General features: G+C 71.6%; 21 protein-coding genes. 13 read left to right on the top strand and 8 right to left on the bottom strand.

The genetic code is table 11. The annotated features are described in order from the left end of the window. Nucleotides 1-34 precede the first annotated feature (34 nt). Together ACIRU3_RS30515 and ACIRU3_RS30510 are read left to right on the top strand one after the other, a co-directional pair. Nucleotides 35-799, top strand: coding sequence for a 4'-phosphopantetheinyl transferase family protein (locus tag ACIRU3_RS30515; RefSeq protein WP_404062851.1), 765 nt, complete (start codon nt 35-37; stop codon nt 797-799). A 56-nt stretch (nt 800-855) separates the two neighbouring features. Next, nucleotides 856-1,344 carry a hypothetical protein gene (locus ACIRU3_RS30510; RefSeq protein ID WP_404062849.1) on the top strand — a complete coding sequence of 163 codons (489 nt, stop codon included), beginning with the start codon at nt 856-858 and terminating at the stop codon, nt 1,342-1,344. A gap of 19 nt (nt 1,345-1,363) precedes the next feature. Here ACIRU3_RS30510 and ACIRU3_RS30505 read toward each other — a convergent pair whose 3' ends face one another. After that, complete coding sequence (locus ACIRU3_RS30505) at nt 1,364-3,091, bottom strand: BTAD domain-containing putative transcriptional regulator (RefSeq protein ID WP_404062846.1); 1,728 nt, start codon at nt 3,089-3,091, stop codon at nt 1,364-1,366. A gap of 266 nt (nt 3,092-3,357) precedes the next feature. On the opposite strand from ACIRU3_RS30505, the gene ACIRU3_RS30500 reads away from it, so the two are divergent. Further along, complete coding sequence (locus tag ACIRU3_RS30500; protein WP_404062843.1) at nt 3,358-3,933, top strand: YbaK/EbsC family protein; 576 nt, start codon at nt 3,358-3,360, stop codon at nt 3,931-3,933. Here ACIRU3_RS30500 and ACIRU3_RS30495 read toward each other — a convergent pair. Then, nucleotides 3,930-5,150, bottom strand: a complete 1,221-nt coding sequence (locus ACIRU3_RS30495) for a serpin family protein (RefSeq protein ID WP_404062840.1) — start codon at nt 5,148-5,150, stop codon at nt 3,930-3,932. The two genes, ACIRU3_RS30500 and ACIRU3_RS30495, sit on opposite strands and share 4 nt — an antisense overlap. A gap of 110 nt (nt 5,151-5,260) precedes the next feature. Between ACIRU3_RS30495 and ACIRU3_RS30490 the strand changes: the two genes are divergently transcribed. From ACIRU3_RS30490 to ACIRU3_RS30465, 6 genes are all read left to right on the top strand, one after another. Continuing rightward, the gene (locus ACIRU3_RS30490; protein ID WP_404062838.1) at nt 5,261-6,499 is read left to right on the top strand and encodes a DUF4190 domain-containing protein; all 1,239 of its coding nucleotides are present in this window, start codon (nt 5,261-5,263) and stop codon (nt 6,497-6,499) included. A gap of 162 nt (nt 6,500-6,661) precedes the next feature. Further along, a complete protein-coding gene (locus ACIRU3_RS30485) occupies nt 6,662-7,414 on the top strand; it encodes a GntR family transcriptional regulator (RefSeq protein ID WP_404062836.1) in 753 nt (250 codons plus the stop codon). A gap of 408 nt (nt 7,415-7,822) precedes the next feature. Continuing rightward, entirely contained in the window at nt 7,823-8,014 is a 192-nt protein-coding gene (locus tag ACIRU3_RS30480; RefSeq protein WP_030649874.1) for an SPOR domain-containing protein, read from the top strand. Nucleotides 8,015-8,044: 30 nt separating this feature from the next. Next, nucleotides 8,045-8,455 (top strand): (deoxy)nucleoside triphosphate pyrophosphohydrolase, encoded by a 411-nt coding sequence (locus ACIRU3_RS30475; RefSeq protein WP_404062832.1) that lies wholly within the window; start codon nt 8,045-8,047, stop codon nt 8,453-8,455. Between the two features lie 132 nt (nt 8,456-8,587). Beyond that, nucleotides 8,588-9,016: an ATP-binding protein gene (locus tag ACIRU3_RS30470; protein ID WP_404062830.1), complete on the top strand. Its 429-nt coding sequence runs from the start codon at nt 8,588-8,590 to the stop codon at nt 9,014-9,016. Between the two features lie 250 nt (nt 9,017-9,266). Beyond that, entirely contained in the window at nt 9,267-11,855 is a 2,589-nt protein-coding gene (locus tag ACIRU3_RS30465; protein WP_404062827.1) for a SpoIIE family protein phosphatase, read from the top strand. Nucleotides 11,856-11,977: 122 nt separating this feature from the next. Here ACIRU3_RS30465 and ACIRU3_RS30460 read toward each other — a convergent pair whose 3' ends face one another. Further along, complete coding sequence (locus ACIRU3_RS30460; protein ID WP_404062825.1) at nt 11,978-13,534, bottom strand: hypothetical protein; 1,557 nt, start codon at nt 13,532-13,534, stop codon at nt 11,978-11,980. 80 nt (nt 13,535-13,614) lie between these two features. On the opposite strand from ACIRU3_RS30460, the gene ACIRU3_RS30455 reads away from it, so the two are divergent. Beyond that, nucleotides 13,615-14,808 (top strand): hypothetical protein, encoded by a 1,194-nt coding sequence (locus tag ACIRU3_RS30455; RefSeq protein ID WP_404062822.1) that lies wholly within the window; start codon nt 13,615-13,617, stop codon nt 14,806-14,808. Between the two features lie 49 nt (nt 14,809-14,857). Here the strand turns inward: ACIRU3_RS30455 and ACIRU3_RS30450 are convergent, their stop codons facing one another. Genes ACIRU3_RS30450 through ACIRU3_RS30435 form a run of 4 tightly spaced genes read right to left on the bottom strand, consistent with a single transcriptional unit; the run spans nt 14,858 to nt 18,698 of the window. Beyond that, complete coding sequence (locus tag ACIRU3_RS30450; RefSeq protein ID WP_404062819.1) at nt 14,858-15,628, bottom strand: succinate dehydrogenase/fumarate reductase iron-sulfur subunit; 771 nt, start codon at nt 15,626-15,628, stop codon at nt 14,858-14,860. Continuing rightward, complete coding sequence (locus ACIRU3_RS30445; RefSeq protein WP_404062816.1) at nt 15,625-17,553, bottom strand: fumarate reductase/succinate dehydrogenase flavoprotein subunit; 1,929 nt, start codon at nt 17,551-17,553, stop codon at nt 15,625-15,627. The genes ACIRU3_RS30450 and ACIRU3_RS30445 overlap by 4 nt, the downstream gene beginning before the upstream one ends. 14 nt (nt 17,554-17,567) lie before the next feature. Next, the gene (locus tag ACIRU3_RS30440) at nt 17,568-18,389 is read right to left on the bottom strand and encodes a hypothetical protein (RefSeq protein WP_404062813.1); all 822 of its coding nucleotides are present in this window, start codon (nt 18,387-18,389) and stop codon (nt 17,568-17,570) included. An 18-nt stretch (nt 18,390-18,407) separates the two neighbouring features. Further along, the gene (locus ACIRU3_RS30435; protein ID WP_404062810.1) at nt 18,408-18,698 is read right to left on the bottom strand and encodes a hypothetical protein; all 291 of its coding nucleotides are present in this window, start codon (nt 18,696-18,698) and stop codon (nt 18,408-18,410) included. A gap of 288 nt (nt 18,699-18,986) precedes the next feature. Here ACIRU3_RS30435 and ACIRU3_RS30430 point away from each other — a divergent pair, with 288 nt between their 5' ends. The 3 genes from ACIRU3_RS30430 (at nt 18,987) to ACIRU3_RS30420 (ending at nt 24,187) form a co-directional block, all read left to right on the top strand. Further along, a complete protein-coding gene (locus tag ACIRU3_RS30430) occupies nt 18,987-21,191 on the top strand; it encodes an ABC transporter family substrate-binding protein (RefSeq protein ID WP_404062808.1) in 2,205 nt (734 codons plus the stop codon). A gap of 140 nt (nt 21,192-21,331) precedes the next feature. Continuing rightward, a complete protein-coding gene (typA, locus tag ACIRU3_RS30425; RefSeq protein WP_404062805.1) occupies nt 21,332-23,239 on the top strand; it encodes a translational GTPase TypA in 1,908 nt (635 codons plus the stop codon). A gap of 447 nt (nt 23,240-23,686) precedes the next feature. Next, nucleotides 23,687-24,187 carry a hypothetical protein gene (locus tag ACIRU3_RS30420; RefSeq protein ID WP_404062803.1) on the top strand — a complete coding sequence of 167 codons (501 nt, stop codon included), beginning with the start codon at nt 23,687-23,689 and terminating at the stop codon, nt 24,185-24,187. Here ACIRU3_RS30420 and ACIRU3_RS30415 read toward each other — a convergent pair. Continuing rightward, the gene (locus ACIRU3_RS30415; protein ID WP_404062800.1) at nt 24,168-24,494 is read right to left on the bottom strand and encodes a hypothetical protein; all 327 of its coding nucleotides are present in this window, start codon (nt 24,492-24,494) and stop codon (nt 24,168-24,170) included. The genes ACIRU3_RS30420 and ACIRU3_RS30415 overlap by 20 nt on opposite strands. Nucleotides 24,495-24,568: the final 74 nt, after the last annotated feature.

The raw sequence follows: 24,568 nt of genomic DNA, 5'->3' as shown, positions 1-24,568 counted from the left end.
CCGACGTCTCTGAAGAAACGCGGGAGTGGTGCTGATGCGTCAAGGAGGCGAGGAAAGGGTCCATCCCGAGGTGGACCGGCTCATCGCACGGGGCGAGGCCCATGTGTGGTGGTGGCGCTCGCCCGGCCGGGTCGATCCAGCCGATCTGCGCCTGCTGGCCACGGAGGAGTTCCGGCGTGCGCTCGGCATGCTGTCCGAGCGGGACGCGGCCGAGTTCGTGCACACCCGGGCGGGCGCCCGGCGCGCGCTCGGTCAGCTCCTCGGCACCACAGCCGCCGATGTCGACCTGGGTCGCCGGCGCTGCCCGGGCTGCGGCTCGGACGGCCACGGCCCCCCGCAGGTGCTGCGCCCCGCCGTGCCGCTCGCGATCAGCCTGAGCCGGACGGCCGGCTGGGGCGTCTTCGCGGTCGGCGCCGGCACCGCCATCGGCGTCGACGCCGAGGAACTGCGGCCGGTGCGGGAGGCGTTGCTGACCGACACCGTGCTCACCACGGCCGAGCGCGGCCATCTGGGCGCCCTCGCGGCGGGCACGGCACGGCAGCGCGCGTTCCACCGGGTGTGGACCCGCAAGGAGGCCGTCGTCAAGGCGGTCGGCGTGGGCCTGGCCGGCACCGACCTGGGCCGCCTGGAAACCCTGCCCGACCGGACCGGACCGGTCCGTGTCACCCACCACGCCGACGGCCGCGCCACCGCCTGGACCGTCGAGGACCTGCACCTGTCCGACCGCCTCGCGGTCGCCGTGGCCCGCCCGGCGGGTCCGGCCGCACGGGGGGCGGTGTATCTGCACCCGCCTGCCTGAGCACTTCTTCCGGGCCTTCGGGCCGACTCACTGACCAGGAGAGGACGCAGCCCACCATGACCGTATCGACCGTCGCCGCCCCCGCCGCGGCTCCGCTGCTGACGACGCGTGACCTGACCGCCTACTTCGACGCTCTCGCCGAGGCCGTCGACCGTATCGACCCCGGCCCCTCCGCGCCGGGCGGCTGGGAGGCCCGCGAACGGCTGCGGCTCGGCACCTGGGTCCGTCAGGCCTACGAACACCCGCTGTCGCCCGCCGTGTTCGCGCACCCCGACGCCGGAGTCGCCCGTGCCGTGCGCGACGCGATGGCGGCCGCGCTCGGCCTGCGCCTGGAGGTCTGCGGCAACGGTATCCGTCCCGCCCGGCCCACCGTGGACGTGCGCGCGGCCGCCGCCGTCGCCGCGGTCTGGGCGGTCACCGCGCAGGCCGTCGCCCAGAGCCCGCACCCGCCGCGCGAACGGGTGGTCTCCGACGCCTGGGCGGTGGCCCAGGAGATCATCGCGCCGGTGCGCCAGGGATACGCCCGCGCCCGCGGCTCCTGGTGACGGCACCGGCACGATCCCCTCACCGTCCCGCGCGGACGGCCGGCGCACCCGAGCCGTCGAGGGTGGCGGCGAGCAGTCGTACCAGCTCGTGGCACCGGTACAGCGGACGGCCCTGCTCGTCCAGACCGGACAGGTCCAGCAGGGCGGTGTCGACGAGGGCCTCCAGTGTGTTCTCCGCCGCGTCCTCCGTCAGCCCGAGCCGGTCTGCCGCCCACCGGGCGCAGAACGGCTCACCGTCCCGCTCCGGGTCCGCGAGCCCGGCCAGCGTGTCGTGCACCGCGGGCGGCAGCTGCTCGACGGAGGAGCGCAGCACCCGGCTCAGGTCCAGGTCGCCGAAGGAGAGTTCGGCCAGCCGTCCGGCGGGGTCGGCGAGCCGGGCCGCCAGCCGGGCCGCGGTCCAGTGCGGACGGGCGGCCAGGCGGGCGCCGGCGATGGACAGCGCGAGCGGCAGACCGCCGCAGTACGCCACCAGGTCGTCGGCCGCGTCCGGGTCGTCGTCCAGCCGCTGCCGGCCCGCGCGGGCGGCGAGCAGCTCCAGCGACGCCTCGTCGTCCAGCAGCGGCAGGGCCAGCGTGTCCCCGCCGGCCACCCGCGCCAGTCGGCTGCGACTGGTGATCAGGACGGCCGAGTCACCGGCCGGCAGCAGCGGCGCGAGCTGCCGGTCACCGCTGACGTTGTCGAGCACCAGCAGCAGCCGCCGCTCGGCGGTGCGCGCCCGGTACAGCCGTACCAGCTCGTCCAGATCGCCGGCCGGCAGCGCGTGGTCGCTCTCGCCGAGGGCCCGCAGCAGCTGGGCGAGCACGGCACGCGGGGCCCGCGGCGCACCGTCGAGTCCGCACAGCTCCGCGAAGAGCAGCCCGTCGGGGAAGAGTCCGCCGCTCTCGGCCGCGGCCCGCACGGCCAGCGCCGTCTTGCCGAGGCCGGCCATGCCGGTCACCAGGATCCGCCGCGGCGCGCCGCCGCCCTGGCCAAGACGCCCCCGCAGCGTCTCGAGCTCGCGCTCCCGGCCGACGAGTTCGCCGTCCGTGGCGGGCAGCATCGACGGCACGGGCCGCGGACCGGTCTGCGCACCGCGCCGCGGCCCGAGCCCCAGCTCGCCGCCCAGCACGGCCTGGTACGTGGAGCCCAGCGCCTCGCCGGGGTCGATGCCGAGCTGCTCGGCGAGCACCTTGCGGCCCTCGTAGTAGGTGTGCAGCGCGTCTGCCTGCCGCCCGCAGCGGTACAGCGCGGTCATCAGCTGGGCGCGCAGCCGCTCCCGTACCGGGAACTCGGCGACCAGCGCGGTCAGTTCGGCCATCACCTGTTCGTGCCGCCCCAGCTCCAGGTCCGCCTCGATGCGCGACTCCAGGGCGAGCATCCGCTGCTCCTCCAGCGGGGCCTGCTCGGCGTCCAGCATGTGCTCGGTGACGTTCGCCAGCGCGGCGCCCCGCCACTGCCCGAGCGCCTCACGCAGCAGGTCGGCGGCCTCCTCGAAGCGCCGCTCCGTCAGGGCCTGCCGGCCGTCCCGCTCGCGCCTGCGGAACTCCACGAGGTCGACGACGGCGTTCGGCGCGCGCAGCACGTACCCGGGAGGCCGTCGTACGATCTCGACCCCCTCGCCGAGCTGCTTGCGCAGCCGCGACATGTACGTGTAGATCTGCGCGCTCGCCGTCGCCGGCGGCTCCCACCCCCACAGCAGCGTGCTGAGCCGGCTGTCGGACACCACCCGCTCCTGTGCGAGCAGCATGGTCGCCAGCACTGTGTGCATCTTCGAACCGGAGAGAGCAACCCGCTCACCCCCTCGCCATGCCTCCACTGGCCCAAGGACCCGGAACTCCATGGGACACCACCCCCTTCTGGTGCGGCCAGCCATCTCTACGGTTTCCGAAGCTAGAGAGGCGCGTTATTGGCGGGTTATCGCCGGAGGTCCGGGCCGCGGCGCGAAGGGGGAGGCCGGGGGGACGCGCAGCGGAGAAATATAGGCCGCCCCGGCACGGTGTGAAGGCCGCCCGACCTTCACAGAGAGGCCTCACCGTGCCCCGCGACCTCGACCTGCCGCCCCCGGACACCTCCCACCGTCTGCTGTCGCTGCTGGACGACGCCGGCGTCCCGTACCGCCTCATCCGGCACGCACCCGAGGGCCGTACGGACCTCGCCTCCGAGCTGCGCGGCCATCCGCTGGACCAGGCCGCGAAGTGCCTGGTGGTGCGGGTGGGCACCGGCCGCCGCAGCCGCCGCTACGTCCTGGCCGTCGTACCGGGCGACCGCCGTCTGGACATGCCCCTGGTGCGGGAGCTGTACGGCGGCACGGACGCCGCCTTCGCCGCACGGGACGTGGCCGAAAAGCTGTCGGGCTGCGTGAGCGGCTGCGTCGTGCCGTTCACGTTCCACCCGGACCTGGAACTGGTCGTCGACACCGCCCTGCTGGCCAACGACCGGATCTACTTCAACGCGGCCCGGCTGGACCTGTCGATCGCCCTGCCCGTGACCGCGTACGTCGGCCTGGCCCGTCCCCGCACGGCCGCGCTGACCGCCCCGCTCGCGGACGACCGCCCGCTGGCCGGAGCCCTCGGACCCGCCGCCGGCGGCGTTCTGCGGGACAGGCCCTAACGGCCCATCGCCGGATACGGCGCCGGATCCGTCACCCAGCCCGCCACCAGGACCAGCCGGGACTCGCGGTCGACCGCGAGGAAGCCGAAGGGGCGGTCGAAGGCCACGCGGACGACCGTGGTCTCGTAGCGGTACTGCGGGGCGGCACCGGCTGCCACCGGCATGACCGCCGTCACCGCCGCCGCCCGGAAGCCGAGCGCGCCGAACCGGGCGAGGGCGGACTGGCGGGCCGCCCCGACGGCGAGCGGTACGGCGCTGACACCGGGGAAGTGGCCGTGCCGGAGATCCTGGGCCGTGCCGAGCCCGAACAGGGGGTGCAGCGCCAGCAGATCGTGGTCGGCACGCACCTCGTAGGCCACCGTCCGCACGTCCAGGGTGATCGGTTCGGGCGCGGTGGCGGGCTGCTGTTCCACGTACAGGCCGGGGCCGGCCTGTCCGAACGGGAGCCCGCCGCCCCCGGTGACCGCCAGCCTGCGCTCGACCACGCCGACCCCGGCAGCGAGCACCTGGCCCGGTGTCATCCGCTCCTCGCCGAGCACCAGATGGACGTCGATGCCGTTGTCGCCGGGCACCGTCAGTGCGGTCACGAAGCCGTCCGGGGTGCTCGCGACGCCGACCCGGTCAGGCCGCACGCTCCTGCGGCTCAGCCCGAGCAGCGTGCGGCCCTGCCAGGGGCCGGCGTCCGGGCGCAGCATCGTCTCCGTGAACGGCTGCCGCCAGTCCGTGCGCAGCGCGAGGGCACTGGCCAGCACCATCCGCGCCTCCCGGGTGAGCGTCACCGGCATGCGCTCCACGAGCCCGCCGGTCCGCTCGGCCGCCCAGGCGTCCAGTCGCTCCTGCGCGGTGACGAGGTCGTCCCCGAACACCCCGTGCGTCCGGGCCGGCAGCCCGGCCCGCCACTCCTCCCGCAGCTGCAGCGCGTGGTACGTCCACAGGCCGAGGGCCGCGTCCAGGCCGGACACCGACTCCAGCGTGGTCAGCAACTCCCGTGCGGCGGCGGCCGCCTGCTCCGCCGGCACGCCGAGCGCGTGGGCCAGCTCGGCCCGCGCGGGGCCCGTGGCCCCGTCGGCCAGGAAGGCCAGCAGGGGCCAGACCCCGGCCGCCGAGAAGGCCGTGCCCTGAGGTGCCGCTGTCGCCGCCCACCGTGCGGTGAGCCCGTTCACCGCCCCCACGGTGGTGCTCTCCACCCGGCTTGCAGCCCGGGGTTCCACCCTCATTCCGCCCCCACTCGTGCCCCGCTTACCATGCGCCCAGTCGTCCTTCAGTCCAGCCGCCGGCTCCTGGCCGGTCCTGCGCTGCCGCCGCCCGACCCAGGAGCACGGTACCGGTGTCCATACCCCCGCCCCCCGGCCCCCACCAGCCACAAGGGCCGTATCAGCCACCCCAGCAGTACCCGCAGCAGTATCCGCAGGGACCGTACGGGCCGCCGTCGTACCCGCAGGGCCCGCAGAACCCCTACGGGCCGTACCAGCCATGGGCGCAGGGCTACAGCCCCCACAACCAGCCGGCGCCCGTCAACGGCCTCGCCATCGCCTCCCTCGTGCTCGGCGTGCTGTGCTGCCTGCCGGGCGTGGGGCTGGTGCTCGGTCTGATCGCGCTGCGGCAGATCGGCCGGCGGGGCGAGCGCGGCAAGGGGCTGGCCATCGGCGGCTCGGTGCTGTCCGCGGTCGGTCTCGCGGTGTGGGCGCTGCTGCTCGCCACGGGCGGTGCCGCCGACTTCTGGGAGGGGTTCAAGGAGGGCGCGCGCGGCGACGCGAGCATCTCGCTGGTCAAGGGGGAGTGCTTCGACTCACCCGGCGGAAAGCTCAGCGGCGAGACCTACGACGTCGACAAGGTCCCCTGTTCCGGCGAGCACGACGGCGAGGTGTTCGCCTCCTTCCGGCTGAAGAACGGGTCCTACCCCGGCGACGACTCGGTCGCCGGCGCCGCCGACGACCGCTGCTACGGCCTCCAGGACGCCTACGCGATGGACGGCTGGGCCGTGCCCGAGGACGTCGACGTCTACTACCTCACGCCCACCGAGGACAGTTGGTCCGCCGGGGACCGGGAGGTCACCTGTGTGTTCGGCAGCGTGACCGAGGGCGGGAACCTCTCCGGCACGCTGCGCAACGACGAGACGGTCCTCGACGCCGACCAGGTCGCGTATCTGAAGGCGGCTCATGTCCTCAACGCGGCCCTGAACAGCGCCCCGGACACGGAGTACGTCGAGGACGACCTGCCGGGTCACAAGAAGTGGGCGGGCCGGGTGTCGGCCGCGCTGGCCGACCAGGCCCGGATGCTGCGCGGGCACGAGTGGCCCGCCGGGTCCCGCAAGCCGGTCACGGCGCTCACGGCCGACCTGGACCGGGCCCGGGCGCAGTGGGACAAGGCGGCGAAGGCCGCGGACCTGGACGTCTTCTACCAGCACTACGAGGCCGGTCTGCGGCTGCTCGAGCCGACGGAGGCGGTCCCCGCGCGAAAGGCCCTGGGCCTGGAGACCACCCCGCCCGCCCGCGACGGCGGTGACGGCGATTCGGGCGACACCGGCGGTGGGAGCGGGAGCGGCGGCAGCGGCATGGCAGTGTGATCGCGGTGAGGTGTGACCGCGGCCATAACGGGGAGAAAATGCCTGGGTAAGCCCGCCCCGGCTGCTTGTCATCACATCGAGTGATTCTCTGGCCTTTGCTTGCATGGCACAACCCACGGTTGCCAGGCTGTTGCTGTCTGTACAACCTGATGGGAGTGGCCAGTGACTTTCGGTGAACAGCCGGCCTACCTGCGCGTCGCGGGTGATCTCCGCAAGAAGATCGTCGACGGTTCACTGCCGCCCCACACCCGGCTCCCCTCCCAGGCCCGCATCCGCGAGGAGTACGGGGTCTCGGACACGGTCGCGCTGGAGGCCCGCAAGGTGCTGATGGCCGAGGGGCTGGTCGAGGGCCGCTCGGGCTCGGGGACCTATGTGCGGGAGCGTCCGGTGCCCCGGGGCGTGGCCCGCTCCGGATTCCGGCCGCCCGCAGGTGCCACGCCCTTCCGGCAGGAGCAGGCCGACGCCTCGGTGCGCGGCACCTGGGAGTCGCGCAGCGAGCAGGCCGAGGCCGGGGCCGCCATCGCCGAGCGGCTCGCCCTCAAGCCCGGCGACCGGGTCATGCGCACGAGGTACCTGTTCCGGGAGGCGGGGGAGCCGATGATGCTCTCGACGTCCTGGGAACCCCTCGCCGTCACCGGCCGCACCCCCGTGATGCTGCCCGAGGAGGGTCCGCTCGGCGGTATGGGCGTCGTCGAGCGCATGCGGGGCATCGACGTCATCGTGGACAACGTCACCGAGGAGGTCGGCGCCCGCCCCGGCCTCGCCGAGGAACTGCACGTCCTGGGCGGCGTCCCCGGTCATGTCGTCCTTGTCATCCAGCGCACCTACTACGCCTCCGGCCGCCCGGTGGAGACGGCCGACGTGGTGATCCCGGCCGACCGCTACCGGGTCGCGTACCACCTGCCCGTGAAGTAGCGCACACCCCGGCACGCCCCCGATGCGGGTGACCTGGTCGCGCAACCCGGGGCACGGCCCCGGCAGCCCGCTGGAATCCGGCCGTTTTCCCAGGTGATCCAGGGTTCGCCCGATATGACCCCGACGCACGACAGCGGAGCGTAGGACGGCGCGTTCGACGTCGTGCGCCCCCTGCGTTCTGGCTGGTTGCGTACCTCTTTGTGAAAAGGCGTATTCGCTCCGTGAAGGTTGGGCGTACGCTCGGGCATATGCGGAGTGCGGTTTCCTTAGGCGGGGCACGGCCAAAGCCCGGGGCGGGATGGGGGTCCCCCCGCGATGGGGGTCCTTCCCGCGCGAGTGGAATCGAGCGCGGGGAAGCAGTCGAACGTGGGGGAGGGCGGGGCGGTGCGAGAAGGAACGGTGGGGGCGATGAGTGAGGGCACGGTCTCCCTGCCCTGGATCGTGATACGGCAGGACGACAACGGCAATCGCTACCGCGTGGGACGGTACGCGACCCGGGCCGAGGCCCAGAAGATCGCCGACAGCCTCGACGACCGCGGCCACAAGCAGCTCTACTGGGTCGAGCGCATAGGCCAGAACGGGGACGGCACCCAGAACTGACCGTCTGGGAACTCCCGTAGGCTCCGCCCCATGACCGAACGGATCGTGGTGGTGGGAGCCGCCCTGCTCGACTCCGGCCGGCTGCTCGCCGCGCGGCGCAGCGCGCCCGCCGAGCTGGCCGGGCGCTGGGAGCTGCCCGGCGGCAAGGTCGAGACCGGCGAGCGGCCCGAGGACGCCCTGGTCCGCGAACTGCGCGAGGAACTCGGCGTCGACACCGAGACGGTCGAGCGCGTGCCGGGGGAGTGGCCCCTGAGGTCGCCGTACGTGCTGCAGGTGTGGACCGTGCGTCTGCGTGCCGGTTCCGCCGCACCCCGGCCCCTCCAGGACCACGACGAACTGCGCTGGCTCACCCATGGCCGGCTCTGGGAGGTGCCCTGGCTCGACCAGGACGTCCCCGCGGTCCGCGAGATCGCCGCGCGCCTGGGCGCCGGGGCGCACTGAGCCGGTCGGACCATGCGAAGTTGGAGCACACGGCTCCTTCGTACGCCGTTCGTGCCACAGTGCGCCCTCCCGCACGGTAATGCCCCCCGGATACCGGGTATGTCCCCATTAACCCCACGAAACCGGACATGGGTGGGCTCGTTGGCCTGGGAAGTGATCGGCGTGATCGACACTGAAGGCGACTGCGTCGAGTGGACCTTTCCCGCGGAACCGGGTGCCGTGCGCACCGCCCGCGTCGCGGTCCGGGGCCAGTTGCACGGCTGGGACCTCGACTGCCTGGCCGATCTCGCCGCGCTGCTCGTCAGTGAACTCGTGACGAACTCCCTGCGGCACGCCACCGGCCCCATCGGCGTACGACTGGTGCGCCCCGCCGGGCTCGACGACGCGCTGCTGGTCGAGGTCTCCGACCCGCTCCCCGACCCGCCGCGCGAGCGTGTCGCCCACCCCGAGGACGAGAGCGGCCGCGGCCTGCAACTGGTCGCAGGCTCCTCGCGCCGCTGGGGCACCCGGCCCGGCAGCAGCGGAAAAACCGTGTGGTTCGAACTGGCGCTGCCCGGGTGAGTCCGGTGTACAGCGCCCCGCGCGCCGTCCAGTGTGCGGTGCGCGCCCACGACCGGGGTGGGGGTGCGTGATTCGAGGGCGTGTTCCCTGGTTAGAAGACTGGAAGTGTTGACGCGGTCCGGGCCGAAAAAAGCCTGGACCGAGCTGTGATCGTGAACACCGTGTCGTGCGGCGCCGTAGTGCTGGATACTGCGGGCAGCCGCCTCCGGTGACCGGTGCCGGATGCGGTGAGCTGGAGGGGACGGTTCGCGTGAGCGAGATACCAGCGAAGGCCACGGAGTCCGAGGACCCGTCGGACGGCGCGGGGAGCCAGGCCGCACAGACCGCGGCCGTGCCCAAGGACGCCATGTGGCAGAGCAGTCCGCCCGGCTCGATCTACGACTACATCAGGGTCGCGTCCTTCTCCATCGGCGCCGGCGGGCTCGTCGACCAGTGGAGCCTGCGCGCCGAGCAGCTCTTCGGCATCCCGGCCGAGCGCGCCGTCGGCATGGACCCCATAGACGCTTTCATCGACCCCGATCTGCACGAGCGCGGCCAGCGCAAGATGGCCGAAATCCTCGACGGGCGGGAGTGGACCGGGGTGGTCCCCTTCCGGATGCCGGACCGGCCGGACGGCGCGCGCGGTGACGAGGGGCTCGCCGAGGTCTACGTCATGCCCACCCGGACCGCCGAGGGCGACAAGGCCGCCGTCTGTATCGTCGTGGACGTCCGCACCCTGCGCAGCATCGAGACCGACCTCGCCGCCTCGCAGGCGATATTCGGCCAATCCCCGTTCGGTTTCCTGCTGATCGACCCCGACCTCCGGGTGCGCCGCGCCAATATGCGCTTCGCCTCCGTCTTCGGCGGAACCCCGGACGACCACCGCGGCAAGGGAGTTCACGACTATCTGCCGCGCGGCGAGGCCGAGCGGGTTTCGGCCACCCTGCGCCGGGTGCTGGAGACCGGCGACTCCATCACCGACATGCATGTCACGGGCTTCGTCCCGGGCTCCGATGAGCGCCGGCACTGGTCCGTCAACCTCTATCGCGTACAGGGCGGCAGCGGCCGGCCCATCGGCGTCGCCTGGCTCGGCACCGACATCACCGCCCGCCGCGCCGCCGCCCGCGAGGCGGCCGCCGCCCGGCGCAACCTCGCGCTGCTCAACGAGGCGGGCGCCCGCATAGGGAACTCCCTCGACCTGGAGACCACCGCCCGCGAACTCCTCGACGTCGTCGTCCCCGGCTTCTGCGACCTCGCCACCGTCGACCTCTACCAGGGCCTGCTCGCCGGCGACGAGACGCCTCCCGGCCTCGCCGACGGCAGTGCGGCACTGCGCCGTGTCGCCTTCGCCAGCGCCGTCTCCGACGTGCCCCTCAGTGGCTCCGACGACCCCGTCGCGCTCGGTGCGGTCCACCACTTCCCCTTCAACTCGCCCTGCGCGGACGCCCTGCGTACCGCACGCCCGCAGCGAGTCCCCGCCGAGGACGGGGGGCTCGTGCAGTCCACGCTGGCGGTGCCGATGGTCGCCCACGACACCGTCGTGGGCCTCGCCCGCTTCGCCCGCACGAAGGGCAGTGAGCCGTTCGGGGACCGCGACCGGGACCTCGCGGTCGAGCTCGCCGCACGCGCCGCCGTCTGCATCGACAACGCCCGTCTGTACCGCCGCGAGCACGAACGCGCGTTGATACTGCAGCGGTCCCTGCTGCCGCCCGGCGACCCCGAGGCCTCGGGCCTGGACATCGCCTGCCGCTATCTGCCCGGCAACGCGGCCACCGAGGTCGGCGGCGACTGGTTCGACGTCATCGAACTCCCCGGTCACCGCACGGCGTTGGTGGTGGGCGACGTCATGGGCCGCGGCCTGCGCGCGGCGGTCGCGATGGGCGAACTGCGCACCGCGGTACGCACACTGGCCCTGCTGGACCTCGAACCGGCCGAAGTCCTCTCCGCGTTGGACGAGATCGCCCGCGGACTCGGCACCCCCGGCGGTGTCCAGCAGGCCACCCGCGCGGCCCGCCAGCCGCGTGCTGCCGACCTGTCCGAGGTCTACCTCGCCACCTGCGTGTACGCGGTCTACGACTCGGTCACCAGACGCTGTACGTTCGCCAACGCCGGCCATCTGCCCCCGGTGCTGGTGGAACCCGGTGAGGCGGCTCTCATGCTCGACGTGCCGCCGGGGATGCCGCTGGGCGTGGGTGGCGAGCCCTTCGAGGAGGTGGAGGTCGAACTCCCGGAAGGTGCCCTGCTCGCCCTCTACACGGACGGGCTCGTGGAGTCCCGCGACCACCCCCTCGACGAGGGCCTCCAGGCCTTCGTGGGTGCGCTGACCGATCCCTCCCGTCCTCTGGAGGACGTCTGCGACCACGTCCTCAACACCCTCGACACCCATCACGGAGAGGACGACATCGCCCTGCTGATGGCCCGTGTCCAGGGTCTGCCCGCCGAGTCCGTCGGCGACTGGACGCTGCCACGCGAGCCGCGCAGTGTCGGGCGGGCCCGTGAGTACGCTCGCGCGCAGCTGCTCAGCTGGGACCTGGAGCCGTTGGTCGACACCACGGAACTCCTGGTCAGCGAGCTGGTCACGAACGCGCTGCGGTACGGAGAGGGCGAGATCAGGCTGAGGTTGCTGCTGGACCGCACCCTGGTCTGCGAGGTCTGGGACTCCGGTCTGGTGCAGCCCCGCCGACGGCGTGCCCGTGACACCGACGAGGGCGGTCGGGGCCTGCAGCTGGTCGGCCTCCTCAGTGCGGCCTGGGGCTCGCGCCGTACCCCACGGGGCAAGACGGTCTGGTTCGAACTTCCGCTCCCCGGTGGCGAGAACGGCCTGACGGACCCGGCGGAGGCCCTGCTCAGCCTCTTCTGAATCCTGGGCGCCGTCCCCGGCCCCCCGGTTCCCACCCACACGACCCGGTGGGCCACGCGGGCGCCGTCGCAGGCGGTCCGCGCCCGGTCGGCCCGGTCGGCCCGGTCGGCCCGGCCGGACGGCTACGGCAGGTGGCGGCGGCCCCGGGTCTGGGGGCCGCCGTAGCTGGTCGGGGGACCCGCGTCCGGGTCCTCGGCCAGGAGGATTCCGCCGAGGACCGCGCCGGTGAGACCGAGCACGTGTCCGTCGGGGTACGGGTTTCCACGGGCCCGTACGTCCCGTTCGGCCAGGTCCCGGGACTCTCCGGCGCGTGTGTCCGCCTCGGCGTGGCGACCGGCGCCGAGCGCCCGGTCCGCCTCCGCCAGCCGCGCTCGTGCCTCCGCACCCACCGCTCCCCGGTGCACGGCGATGAAGTCCTCCGCTCCGGCGACCGCGCTGCGCGCCACCAGCTGCGCGGCGGCCTCCATCACTCCGGACCGTCCTGTCTCCAGCCGGTCCACGGCCCGGGCGATGCGCCGCAGCGCGTCCAGCGGGTCGTAGGGGCCGCCGGTCAGTTCCGCACGTACGGCGGCCAGTACCCCGTCGGCGTGGGCGAGCCGGGCGTGCAGCTCACCGGTGGCCAGGGAGGTCCGCCCGCCCGCCTTCCGCGCCTCGGCGATCTCCGCCTCCCCGCCGGTCAGTGCGGCCGGCACCAGTCCGGCCGCCTCCCGCAGTTCCGCCGCGAGCCGTTCGACCCCGCCGACGAGGACACCGGCCTGGGCGACACCGCCCTCGGCCGCGCGCAGCTGCCGGGCCGCCAGCCGCTCCTCACCCGAATCGGCTGCCTGACGTGACTCGTTGAGCTGAGAGGTGGCGAACACCAGCCGGTCCTTGGCCTGTTCGACGTACCCGGTGACGGGGGCCCCGGCCGAGGGGGCGTACCGCTGGTGCAGATCCGCCGCCGTGGCCTGGGCGGCCGACGTCCGCGCGGTCAGCTCCCGGAACCGCCCCTCGGCGACCTCCAGGGCCTCGCCCACCCCCTGCTCCAGCCCCCGCACCCGGTCCAGCTCCGGCGCCTCCGCGTCCAGCCGCCGCCCCGCCTCCGCACACCGTCCGACGACCCCCACCAGCGCCTGCCGCCGTGCGCCCTCGTCCCCCGGAACCCCTTCCTCATAGCGTCGCCATATCGCGAACGCGGCCGAAAGTTCGGTCTCCGCGGCCCGCAGGGCATGCACGAACGGTCCGACCGCCCCGGCCCCGGACAACTCCTCGACGAAGCAGAGCTCCTCCCTGCTGCCGCGCACACAGTCGTCGGCCAGCACCAGCGCGGCCCGCGCCTGCCGCTCGTTCTCGGGCGACGTCGGCGCGGGCGCCGCCGCCGACACCACACCCGGTGTCGTCCGGGTCCGGGCCCGCCGGGTGCGCCGGAGGTACCCGTACCCGGCCAGCGCCCCGGCCGCGCCGACGGCGACGAGGGGCATCAGGAGATCGGTGGCGGACGCCCCGTCCTGGTCCTGTGCGACGGCAGCGGCGACCGGCCCGTCCGCGGAGGCGGGAACCGGATCACGGTCACCGGCCGTCATCACCGGCAGCACCAGCCACTCGGCTCCCACCAGTGCACCCAGCACGGCACACACCACCCGCACCCGTATGTGCGCTTTGGCGCGCCGGGGCCGGCTGCGGATCAGGGAGGACGTCACATTTTGGAGCGTATGGGCAGGTAGGCGGCTCCGCGAGTGGGGCGGATACGGCTGGGGGACGAGGAGAACAGGGGACAGAAATGAACGAGGAGAGCGAGAAACGGATGGGCCCGGCGGCTGCCGACCACGAGGAGGCCCCGGGGGAGCGTCCCGCACCCGCGGACGGCGAGAGCACCCCGCAGGGGCCACCCGCACCCGACGACGACAGCAGCGGCACGGGTGATGCGGGCGGCGACACGAAGCCCGAGGGCACTGCCGGGGCGAAACGTCCCTGGCGTCGGCGCCGGCGCACCTACATCGCCGCCGTACTGCTCCTCCTGTTCCTCCCCGTCCTCACCGCGGAGACAGCCCTTCGCGTCAACTACGCCGGCACCCCGGAACCCGGCACCCGGACCCGCCACAAGGACGCCCTGTGGCTCGGCCACGCCTGGGTCGACGGCCGCAAGACCCAGGCCGACGTGACCGCCCTGGCCCGCCGCCTCAAAGACACCGGCATCCGGGATCTGTACGTCCACGCGGGCCCCCTGGAACACGACGGCACTCTCCCGAAGTCGGCCTACTCCAGGGCGCGCTGGCTGATATCGGCCGTGCACGCCGCAGCGCCCCGCGTCCGCGTCCAGGCCTGGCTCGGCGACAAGCTGGCCAGCGAGGGCCCGGACGGCCTGCACCTGGAGCGCGCCGCCACCCGCACCGCCGTCGTCGCCTCCACCCGCCAGATCCTCGCCACCGGCTTCGAGGGCGCCCACTTCGACCTGGAACCCCTCCACTCGGGGGACCGCGACTACCTCTCCCTCCTGGACGACCTGCGCGCCCTCACCCACGCCCACCACGCCCTGCTCTCCGTCGCCGCCCACCAGATAGACCCGCTGCCCGCGTTCCACTCCTTCTGGGGCGCGACCACCGGCCACCCCAAGTGGTGGTCGCAGGCCTATTTCGGGCAGGTGGCCCGTCGCGTGGACCAGATCGCCGTCATGTCGTACGACACCACGCAGCCGCTGGAGAGCCTGTACGGCGGCTACGTGGCCCAGCAGACCAGCCTCGCGCTGGAGGTCACCCCGGACACCACCGACCTGCTGATGGGCCTGCCCTTCTACCACGAGAACCGCTTCGGTCACTGGGCCCGCGCGGAGACGGTCCCGGCCGCCGTGCGCGGCGTCCGCCTGGGCCTGTCCCGCACGGACGCCGACCGCGCCCGCTTCGGCGTCGCCCTGTACGTGGACTTCGCGGCGACGGAGGCGGACTGGCGGGCGTACCAGGAGGACTGGGTGGGGTGACTTCCCCCTCAGGCCCCGCGGCCGCCGGCCCGGCGCCCCGGCGGCCGCGCTAGGAGGACCGTCTCCTGATCTTCGAGCCCAGCCAGACCAACGGGTCGTACTTGCGGTCGACCGCGCGTTCCTTCAGGGGAATCAGCGCGTTGTCCGTGATCTTGATGCCTTCCGGGCAGACCTCCGTGCAGCACTTGGTGATGTTGCAGTAGCCGAGGCCGTGCTCGTCCTGGGCGGTGCGTTTGCGGTCCAGACCGGTGTCGGCGGCCGCGTCCAGCGGATGCATGTCCAGCTCCGCCACCCGCATCAGGAAGCGCGGGCCGGCGAAGGCCGTCTTGTTCTCCTCGTGGTCGCGCACCGCATGGCAGGTGTCCTGGCACAGGAAGCACTCGATGCACTTGCGGAACTCCTGCGAGCGGTCCACGTCCTCCTGCGTCATGCGGTACTCGCCGGGCCCGAGATCGGCCGGCGGCACGAACGCCGGGACCTCCCTGGCCTTCTGGTAGTTGAAGCCGACGTCGGTCACCAGGTCGCGGACCACCGGGAAGGCGCGCAGGGGCGTGACGGTGATGGTCTCGGCGCGGTCGAAGACCGACATGCGGGTCATGCACATCAGCCGTGGGCGCCCGTTGATCTCCGCCGAGCACGAACCGCACTTGCCCGCCTTGCAGTTCCAGCGCACCGCGAGGTCGGGTGCCTGGGTCGCCTGGAGCCGGTGGATGATGTCGAGCACCACCTCGCCGTCGTTGACCTCGACCTCGAAGTCCTCCAGGTCGCCGCCCTGCACATCACCCCGCCACACCTTGAAGCGGGCCTCGTAGCTGCTCACTTGTACAGCTCCTCTTCGGCGAGGTACTTGACCAGCTCCTCTTTCTCGAAGAGGGCGAGCAGGTCCGGGCGGACGGGTTCGGTGGTCTCGCGGGTCAGCCGGATCTGGCCGCGGGCGGGATCGGTCGCCGCGAGGCCTCCGGTGGGGTCGGCGAGCGCGCACAGCAGGTTCACGTTGCGCCAGTCGCGATCCATCGTCGGATGGTCCTCGCGGGTGTGCCCGCCGCGGGACTCGGTGCGCTCCAGCGCGGCCCGTGCCACGCACTCGCTGACCAGCAGCATGTTCCGCAGGTCCAGGGCGAGATGCCAGCCCGGGTTGAACTGGCGGTGCCCCTCGACACCCGCGCGCCGGGCCCGTACACGCAGCTCGGCCAGTTTCCGCAGGGCCTGCTCCATCTCGCCCTCGCGGCGGATGATGCCGACCAGGTCGTTCATGGTCTGCTGGAGTTCCTGATGCAGGGTGTACGGGTTCTCCGGCGGGCCCGCCTCGCCCTCCGTCTCCGCGGAGAAGGGCCGCAGGGCCTCCGCGGCCGCCGTGTTGACCTGGGTGTCGGCGACCTCGGGGCGCTCGGCCGCGCCCGCCGCGTACTCGGCCGCGTGCCAGCCGGCCCGGCGCCCGAACACCAGCAGGTCGGAGAGCGAGTTGCCGCCGAGCCGGTTGGAGCCGTGCATGCCGCCCGCGACCTCACCGGCCGCGAACAGCCCCGGCACCCCGCGCGCCGCCGCCGTCTCGGAGTCGACCGCGATGCCGCCCATCACGTAGTGGCAGGTCGGCCCGACCTCCATCGCCTCGGCCGTGATGTCGACGTCCGCCAGCTCCTTGAACTGGTGGTACATGGAGGGCAGCCGGCGCCGGATGACCTCGGCGGGCATACGGGTGGACACGTCGAGGAAGACCCCGCCGTGCGGGGAGCCGCGGCCGGCCTTCACCTCGGAGTTGATGGCGCGGGCCACCTCGTCGCGGGGGAGCAGTTCGGGGGGACGCCGGTTGTTGTCCGGGTCCTCGTACCAGCGGTCGCCCTCCTCCTCCGACTCGGCGTACTTCTCCTTGAAGACATCGGGGACGTAGTCGAACATGAACCGCTTGCCCTCGGAGTTGCGCAGCACCCCGCCGTCGCCGCGGACGGACTCGGTGACGAGGATGCCCTTGACCGACGGGGGCCAGACCATGCCGGTCGGGTGGAACTGCACGAACTCCATGTTCAGCAGCGGCGCCCCGGCCAGCAGCGCGAGGGCGTGCCCGTCGCCGGTGTACTCCCAGGAGTTGGAGGTGACCTTGAAGGACTTGCCGATCCCGCCGGTCGCCACGACCACCGCGGGGGCTTCGAGGACGAAGAAGCGGCCGGACTCGCGGTCGTAGGCGAAGACCCCGGAGACCTTCTCACCGTCCTTCAGTATCCGGGTGACCGTGCACTCCTGGAACACCTTCAGCCGGGACTCGTAGTCCCCGGTCTCCTTCTTGTCCTCCTGCTGGAGAGCGACGATCTTCTGCTGGAGGGTGCGGATCAGCTCGAGGCCCGTACGGTCGCCTACATGGGCCAGCCGCGGGTACTCGTGGCCGCCGAAGTTGCGCTGGGAGATCCGGCCGTCCTTCGTGCGGTCGAACAGCGCGCCCCAGGTCTCCAGTTCCCACACCCGGTCCGGGGCCTCCTGCGCGTGCAGTTCGGCCATCCGCCACTGGTTGAGGAACTTGCCGCCGCGCAGGGTGTCACGGAAGTGCACCTGCCAGTTGTCGTGCTCGTTGGCGTTGGCCATGGCCGCCGCGATGCCGCCCTCGGCCATGACCGTGTGCGCCTTGCCGAACAGCGACTTGCAGATCACCGCCGTACGCGCGCCCCGCTCGCGTGCCTCGATCGCGGCCCGCAGCCCGGCGCCGCCCGCACCGACCACGACGACGTCCCACTCCTGCCGGTCCACCACGGACATCAATCAGTCCCTCACTAGAAGAAGCGCGGATCGTCGAAGACACCGGACGCGAGGAGATAGACGTAGAAGTCGGCGAGCGCCACGCTCAGCAGCGAGGCCCAGGCCAGCTGCATGTGGCGGGCGTTGAGCCTTCCGACGAACTGCCACGCCCGGTAGCGCACGGGGTGTTTGGAGAAGTGTTTGAGCTTGCCGCCGACGATGTGCCGGCAGGAGTGGCAGGAGAGGGTGTACGCCCAGATCAGGACGATGTTGAGCAGAAAGACCAGGGTGCCGAGGCCCATGTGGCCCCAGTGGTAGTGCTCGTCGCGGAAGGACAGCACGGTGTCGTAGGACAGCACGCCGGCGACCAGCAGGGCGGCGTAGAAGAAGTACCGGTGGATGTTCTGCAGGACGAGCGGGAAGCGGGTCTCGCCGGTGTACTTGCGGTGCGGCTCGGCCACCGCGCAGGCGGGCGGGGACGCCCAGAAACTGCGGTAGTACGCCTTGCGGTAGTAGTAGCAGGTCAGCCGGAAGCCGAGCGGGAAGATCAGGATGATCACGGCGGGGGAGATGCCCCACCAGCTCCCGAAGAGGTCCGCGTTGGGCCCGCCGCGCATGGTGGTGCAGTTCTCCGCCAGACACGGCGAGTAGAACGGTGAGACGTACGGCGCCGCGTAGTAGTGCGCGTTCGCGAAGGCCCGCCACGTCGAGTAGACGACGAAGGCGAACAGACCGGCCGCGGTGACGGCGGGCGCCAGCCACCAGCGGTCGGTCCGCAGATGAGGTGCGGCGATCGCGGCGCGCGTACCGCTGCGTACGCCGCCGCTGTTCTGTTGAGGTTCCGTACCAGTCGCCAAGGGAGCACTCCGGTCGGTTCAGGGGGCATGCCGGTCGCGGGCGCCCAGGCCTTCGTCGTCCGAGTCCGTCCACAGGCTGATGTCGTACGGCGTGTCGGAGATGGTGACGAGGTCGGGGCGGTTCGGAGCGGCCGGGGTGCTGGCCGCTTCCCGCAGCAGCGCCAGGCTCTCGCGCAGATGGTCGGCGTCCATCCGGACCCGGCGCATCTCCAGGCCACCGCTGCCGAGTTGTTTCTCCAGGCGCCCCAGCGACCGGTACAGGTCGTCGAGACTGCGCTGGACGGTTGTCAGTTCGTCGTGCACGGACATGACTTGCCCTCACTTCCACGGGTCCTGCGGGCCCTGGTGGCAACGTTCATGCGCCTTGGAGTGTTGCGCGTCACACCTGTCGCTGTGAAGAGATGTGCACCGATTGGCCGAGGCGCACTGGTGTGCATCCGGGTGTATTGCGCCGCACGGGTGGGCTTACTGTCCGTCGCCGCCGTGTCGCCCGCTGTTGCCGGATCCTTTCCTCTTGAGTGGACGCATAGATCTGATCAGCTCCATATACCGCCAAAAGTGATCATAACGCCCGCGGGTTTCCGGAGGTATGCAGAGATGTCCCACCACGGTGTCGGCCCGCGCGCGGTCATGCGCTCGATCGCTTTCCTCGCCGCGGGCGCCCTCGCGGTGCCGCTGCTCGCCGGCTGTGGCTCCGACGAAGAGGCCAGCCGGCCCCTGGCCGGAGCGGACATCGACCTCGTGGCCCGCGACCAGGTGGCCGAGGGCGGCACCCTCAAGTGGGCCGTGGACGCCGTACCGGAGACCTTGAACGCCTTCCAGGCCGACGCCGACGCGGGCACCACCCGCGTCGCTCAGGCCGTGCTGCCGTCGATGTTCCGTCTCGACACCGCCGGGCGTCCGGTGGCCAACCCCGCTTACCTGGAGTCCGCCAAGATCATTGAGACCGAGCCGCGCCAGGTCGTGCTGTACAAGCTGAACCAGCAGGCCGTGTGGAGCGACGGCCGGGAGATCGGCGCCGCCGACTTCGTCGCCCAGTGGCGCGCCCTGTCCGGCAAGGACAGCGCCTACTGGACCGCCCGCAACGCCGGCTACGACCGCATCGCCAAGATCGAGCGCGGCGCCAGCGACCTCCAGGTGCGGGTCACCTTCTCCCGCCCCTACGCCGACTGGAAGTCGCTGTTCTCCCCGCTGTACCCGAAGGACGTGATGGGCACCCCGGACGCCTTCAACGACGGCGCCCGCCGCAAGCTGAACGTCACAGCGGGACCTTTCAAGGTCGAGAAGGTCGACACCGCGGCGAAGGACGTCGTCCTCACCCGCAACCCGCGCTGGTGGGGCAAGCCCGCCAAGCTGAACGAGATCGTGCTGCACGCCGTGGCCCGGGACAAGCGGGCGGCGGCGCTCGCCGACGGCAGCGTGGACCTCGCCGACATCGACCCCTCCGAGGCCGAGCGGATCAACCTCGCCTCGCGTGCGAAGGGCACCGGCGGCACCCCGCTGCAGGGGGCCGGTAAGACCTCCGCCAAGAAGATGCGCTCCTGGGCACTCGCGCACGGCCTCGACTCCGCCGAGGTCAAGGCCGGCAGGAAGACGCTGGGCAGGGCCATCACCCGGTACCTGGAGCAGCAGGAGAAGCTGCACGCCTACGACGTCCGCAAGTCGCTGGAGCCCGCCTACACCCAGCTCGCCCTCAACGGCGCCGCGGGCCCTCTCGCCGACGAGCGGGTCCGCCAGGCGGTCGCCCGCGCGCTCGACCGGGATGAGCTGGCCAAGCTCGTGCTGACACCGCTGGGCCTGCCCGCCGTCCCCGTGGGCAGCCACCTCGCCCTGTCCGGGCAGGAGGCCTACGCCGACAGCAGCGGCGCCCTGGGCGGCCTGGACACCAAGGAGGCGCAGGCGCTGCTCGCGGACGCCGGCTGGGTGCCCGGGGGACCGGTGAAGGTGCAGAAGAAGGGCGAGAAGGCGGCCGGCGCAGAGAAGGGCAAGGGCAAGACCTCCGAGAACGAGGAGAGCGCCGAGGGCGGCACGGACGGCGAGTACGTCGTCGGCGAGGACGACAAGGGCAAGCACCACGAGTCGGCCGAGGAGAAGCGGGAGAAGGGCGACGAGGGCGGCAAGCACCTCGCGCGGGACGGCAAGCAGTACCCCGGCGGCGAGTTGAAGCAGGGCGGCGCGCCGGGCGCCTACGCCCCCAAGGGCACCGCGGCCCCGGCCGGTGCCGTGACCGGGCCGCTGGCCAAGGACGGCAAGGCGCTCACCCTGCGCTTCGTGCTCCCCTCGGGACCCGGCTCCGAGACCCTGAACTCCGTCGCCGAGCGGATCTCGGTGATGCTGGACAAGATCGGCATCATCACGACGATCACCAAGGTCTCGGACGAGAGCTACTTCAAGGACCACGTCGCCGCCGGCGACTACGACCTCGCCCTGTACTCCTGGCCCTCCTCCGCCTTCCCGGCCACCGACGCCCGGCCGATCTACGCCAAGCCGGTCCCGGCCGCCGACGGCTCGGTGAACGTCGAGCAGAACTTCACCAGGGTCGGCACCGACCAGGTCGACCAGCTCTTCGACCAGGCCGCGGCGACGCTGGACGAGGACGAGGCGCGTGACCTGATCCGCAAGGCGGACTCCCGTATCTGGGCGGCGGCCGGCTCCATCCCGCTCTACCAGCGGCCCCAGCTGGTCGGCGCACGAAAGAACCTGGTCAACGCGGGGGCTTTCGGGTTCCAGACACCGATCTACGAGGACATGGGCTACCTGAAGAAGGGGTCGAAGGCCGCGCCGAGCCCGTCCGGCAGCTGAGGCCCCCGTGGCCCTGAGGAGGCCGACTCCCCCGGGGCCACGTAACATGGGGTGAGGCCGTGGCATGTCAAGCCCGGCAGGGCCCGCGTCACACGGACGTACGCACAGGCCTTCCTCACACTCCGGGAGTACGCCGCACTATGGCCACGCGCCACGACATCCGCAATGTCGCCATCGTCGCCCACGTCGACCACGGCAAGACGACCATCGTCGACGGCATGCTGAAGCAGGCCGGCGCCTTCGCCGCGCACCAGCTCGAAGGCGTCGACGACCGCATGATGGACTCGAACGACCTGGAGCGTGAGAAGGGCATCACGATCCTCGCCAAGAACACGGCGGTGAAGTACCACCCCAAGGACGGGGGGGACGTCATCACCATCAACATCATCGACACCCCCGGCCACGCCGACTTCGGCGGCGAGGTCGAGCGCGGTCTGTCGATGGTGGATGGTGTCGTGCTGCTCGTCGACGCCTCCGAGGGCCCGCTGCCGCAGACCCGCTTCGTGCTCCGCAAGGCGCTCCAGCAGCGGCTGCCCGTCATCCTCTGCATCAACAAGACGGACCGTCCGGACTCCCGGATCGACGAGGTCGTCAACGAGACCTATGACCTCTTCCTCGACCTGGACGCGGACGAGGAGCAGATCGAGTTCCCGATCGTCTACGCCTGCGGCCGTGACGGTGTCGCCTCGCTGACCAAGCCGGACAACGGCACGGTCCCGGCCGACTCCACCAGCCTGGAGCCGTTCTTCTCCACGATCCTGGAGCACATCCCGGCCCCGACCTACGACGAGGACGGGCCGCTGCAGGCGCACGTCACCAACCTCGACGCGGACAACTTCCTCGGCCGTATCGCGCTGCTCCGCGTCGAGCAGGGCGAGCTGCGCAAGGGCCAGACCGTCGCCTGGATCAAGCGTGACGGCACCGTCAGCAACGTCCGCATCACCGAGCTGATGATGACCGAGGCGCTCACCCGCAAGCCAGCGGAGGTGGCCGGTCCCGGTGACATCTGCGCCGTCGCCGGTATCTCGGACATCATGATCGGTGAGACCCTCGCCGACCTCGAGAACCCGATCCCGCTGCCGCTGATCACGGTCGACGAGCCCGCGATCTCGATGACCATCGGCACCAACACCTCGCCGCTGGTCGGCCGTGGCGGCACCGGCAAGGGCGCGGACGCGAAGGCGGCCGTCAAGGACCGCAAGGTCACGGCCCGCCAGGTCAAGGACCGCCTCGACCGCGAGCTGATCGGTAACGTCTCCCTCCGCGTGCTCGACACCGAGCGCCCGGACGCGTGGGAGGTCCAGGGCCGTGGTGAGCTCGCGCTCGCCATCCTGGTCGAGCAGATGCGCCGCGAGGGCTTCGAGCTGACCATCGGCAAGCCTCAGGTCGTCACCAAGGACGTCGACGGCAAGACCTACGAGCCCGTCGAGCGCATGACGATCGACGTCCCCGAGGAGCACATGGGCGCGGTCACGCAGCTCATGGGCGTCCGCAAGGGCCGGATGGACAACATGTCGAACCACGGCTCCGGCTGGGTCCGCATGGAGTTCGTGGTGCCGTCCCGCGGTCTGATCGGCTTCCGTACCGAGTTCCTGACCCAGACCCGCGGCACTGGAATCGGCCACTCCATCCACGAGGGCTTCGAGCCCTGGTTCGGCACCCTGCAGACCCGTAACAACGGCTCGCTGGTCGCCGACCGCTCCGGTGCCGTCACCGCCTTCGCGATGACGAACCTCCAGGAGCGCGGCGTGCTGTTCACCGACCCGGGCACCGAGGTGTACGAAGGCATGATCGTCGGCGAGAACTCGCGCTCCGACGACATGGACGTGAACATCACCAAGGAGAAGAAGCTCACCAACATGCGGTCGTCCTCGGCCGACTCGTTCGAGGCGATCGTCCCGCCGCGCAAGCTCTCCCTGGAGCAGTCGCTGGAGTTCTGCCGTGACGACGAGTGCGTCGAGGTGACCCCTGAGGCCGTTCGCATCCGCAAGGTGAACCTGGACGCCCGCGAGCGCGCCCGCGCCGCGAGCCGCGCCAAGCACGGCTGACGCTTGACGGCTTCGGCCGGATCGCACCCCATTTGAGCCCGGGTGCCCCCATCACGGGGGCACCCGGGTTTTCGCATCCGGGTTGCCGGCTACTGGTGTTCGAGAAGCGGAAATCTCTCCGGGTTGGCCGAACTGAATTGAGGGTGGCGTCCCGCCAATGGCGCGGGGATGCGGAGTTCAGGTCTCAGCAGCTCACTGCGCTGGTCGGCCCTGGTCGCTCATCTCTGCGGGCCTCACCCGATGTCTGGACAAACGCCTGGATTCTGCACCACTTCGCTGTTCACGGACGGCCTACGGAGACCGTCGGTCTGTGTGGGCACAGCGATGCTGAAAGGCCACTGAAAGGCGCTGGAAAGTCCGTGAGGAGAGGCTGGAGCGCCCAGGTCGGAGGTGTCCATCAGCCGACCTCGGGCTCAGACAGGCAGAAATGGGGAACGGAGACCAGGAATGAAGAACAAGCTGATGACATCCGCCAGCTTTGTGGCGACGCTCATGCTGGCCATGCTCACCGCTGTCATCCCGTCCTCGACAGCGCATGCTGAGGCAGGAGGGCGTTGGTACTTCGTCAATCAGTACAACCATCAGTGCATCAAGGGCAACGGCGAAGGCAAGAAGCTGTCACTGGCGCCGTGCAAGAAGAAGGACGCCTTCCACTGGAACAACTACGGGGCGACGGCGTACGTCAACTACAGCCTTGATATGTATCCGTTCGGCGGCATCTGCATCAACAGCAAGGGGCGAGGCAAGACCCCCACGCTTGATGGATGTGAGACGGGAAGGGACACGACGGGGTGGGTGACCACCGATCTCCACAACAATCACAAGACCCTGCTGACGCACATCAACTGCGGATACGTTCAGGCAGTCAGCAAGACCAAGGTCGTCTGCACGAAGCGGCCGGCCAACCGCAAGAAGATGTTCTGGATCGTCAAGTACTCCCTGCGTTAACAGGCCCGTCGGGCCACGGTGAGAACTCCCGCATCCGGTCCGGTGTCCATCTGCCCCAGGCATAGGTTGCGGGGTTGCGGGTCTCGAAGACGAAGCGACCCCCGTCGGCCAGGGCTGCGCGGACCGCGCGCAGCCAGACACGGATGCCCTCGTCATCGACCAGCGACTGGAAGGGGTGCCCGGCCATGACGACGAGATCGAACTCCCCCTGCCCCAGCCGAGTCCGCGTCCCCCCGAGCACCCACTCGACGTCCGGGTCGGTCCGCCACTCCCGTACCAGCATGACGGTGGCCGGATCGAGCCTCATGAGGCGCCCCCGTGCCCCTCCGCACAGACTCACGCAACGACTTCGCTGTGCTGTCGTCGACAGCGAGCACGGAC

This window comes from Streptomyces sp. NPDC101151 (assembly GCF_044768335.1).
Lineage (GTDB): Bacteria > Actinomycetota > Actinomycetes > Streptomycetales > Streptomycetaceae > Streptomyces.
The sequence above is the reverse complement of the archived record's forward strand: the minus strand, read 5'-3'. Positions and strand labels throughout refer to the sequence as shown.

What these genes read in the sequence shown, in the direction of transcription:
- ACIRU3_RS30515 (WP_404062851.1), top strand. Translation starts at nt 35, where the DNA reads ATGCGTCAAGGAGGCGAGGAAAGGGTCCATCCCGAGGTGGACCGGCTC.
- ACIRU3_RS30510 (WP_404062849.1), top strand. Translation starts at nt 856, where the DNA reads ATGACCGTATCGACCGTCGCCGCCCCCGCCGCGGCTCCGCTGCTGACG.
- ACIRU3_RS30505 (WP_404062846.1), bottom strand. Translation starts at nt 3,091, where the DNA reads ATGCACACAGTGCTGGCGACCATGCTGCTCGCACAGGAGCGGGTGGTG.
- ACIRU3_RS30495 (WP_404062840.1), bottom strand. Translation starts at nt 5,150, where the DNA reads ATGAGGGTGGAACCCCGGGCTGCAAGCCGGGTGGAGAGCACCACCGTG.
- ACIRU3_RS30480 (WP_030649874.1), top strand. Translation starts at nt 7,823, where the DNA reads ATGAGTGAGGGCACGGTCTCCCTGCCCTGGATCGTGATACGGCAGGAC.
- ACIRU3_RS30475 (WP_404062832.1), top strand. Translation starts at nt 8,045, where the DNA reads ATGACCGAACGGATCGTGGTGGTGGGAGCCGCCCTGCTCGACTCCGGC.
- ACIRU3_RS30455 (WP_404062822.1), top strand. Translation starts at nt 13,615, where the DNA reads ATGAACGAGGAGAGCGAGAAACGGATGGGCCCGGCGGCTGCCGACCAC.
- ACIRU3_RS30445 (WP_404062816.1), bottom strand. Translation starts at nt 17,553, where the DNA reads ATGTCCGTGGTGGACCGGCAGGAGTGGGACGTCGTCGTGGTCGGTGCG.
- ACIRU3_RS30435 (WP_404062810.1), bottom strand. Translation starts at nt 18,698, where the DNA reads ATGTCCGTGCACGACGAACTGACAACCGTCCAGCGCAGTCTCGACGAC.
- ACIRU3_RS30430 (WP_404062808.1), top strand. Translation starts at nt 18,987, where the DNA reads ATGTCCCACCACGGTGTCGGCCCGCGCGCGGTCATGCGCTCGATCGCT.
- typA (WP_404062805.1), top strand. Translation starts at nt 21,332, where the DNA reads ATGGCCACGCGCCACGACATCCGCAATGTCGCCATCGTCGCCCACGTC.
- ACIRU3_RS30420 (WP_404062803.1), top strand. Translation starts at nt 23,687, where the DNA reads ATGAAGAACAAGCTGATGACATCCGCCAGCTTTGTGGCGACGCTCATG.
- ACIRU3_RS30415 (WP_404062800.1), bottom strand. Translation starts at nt 24,494, where the DNA reads ATGAGGCTCGATCCGGCCACCGTCATGCTGGTACGGGAGTGGCGGACC.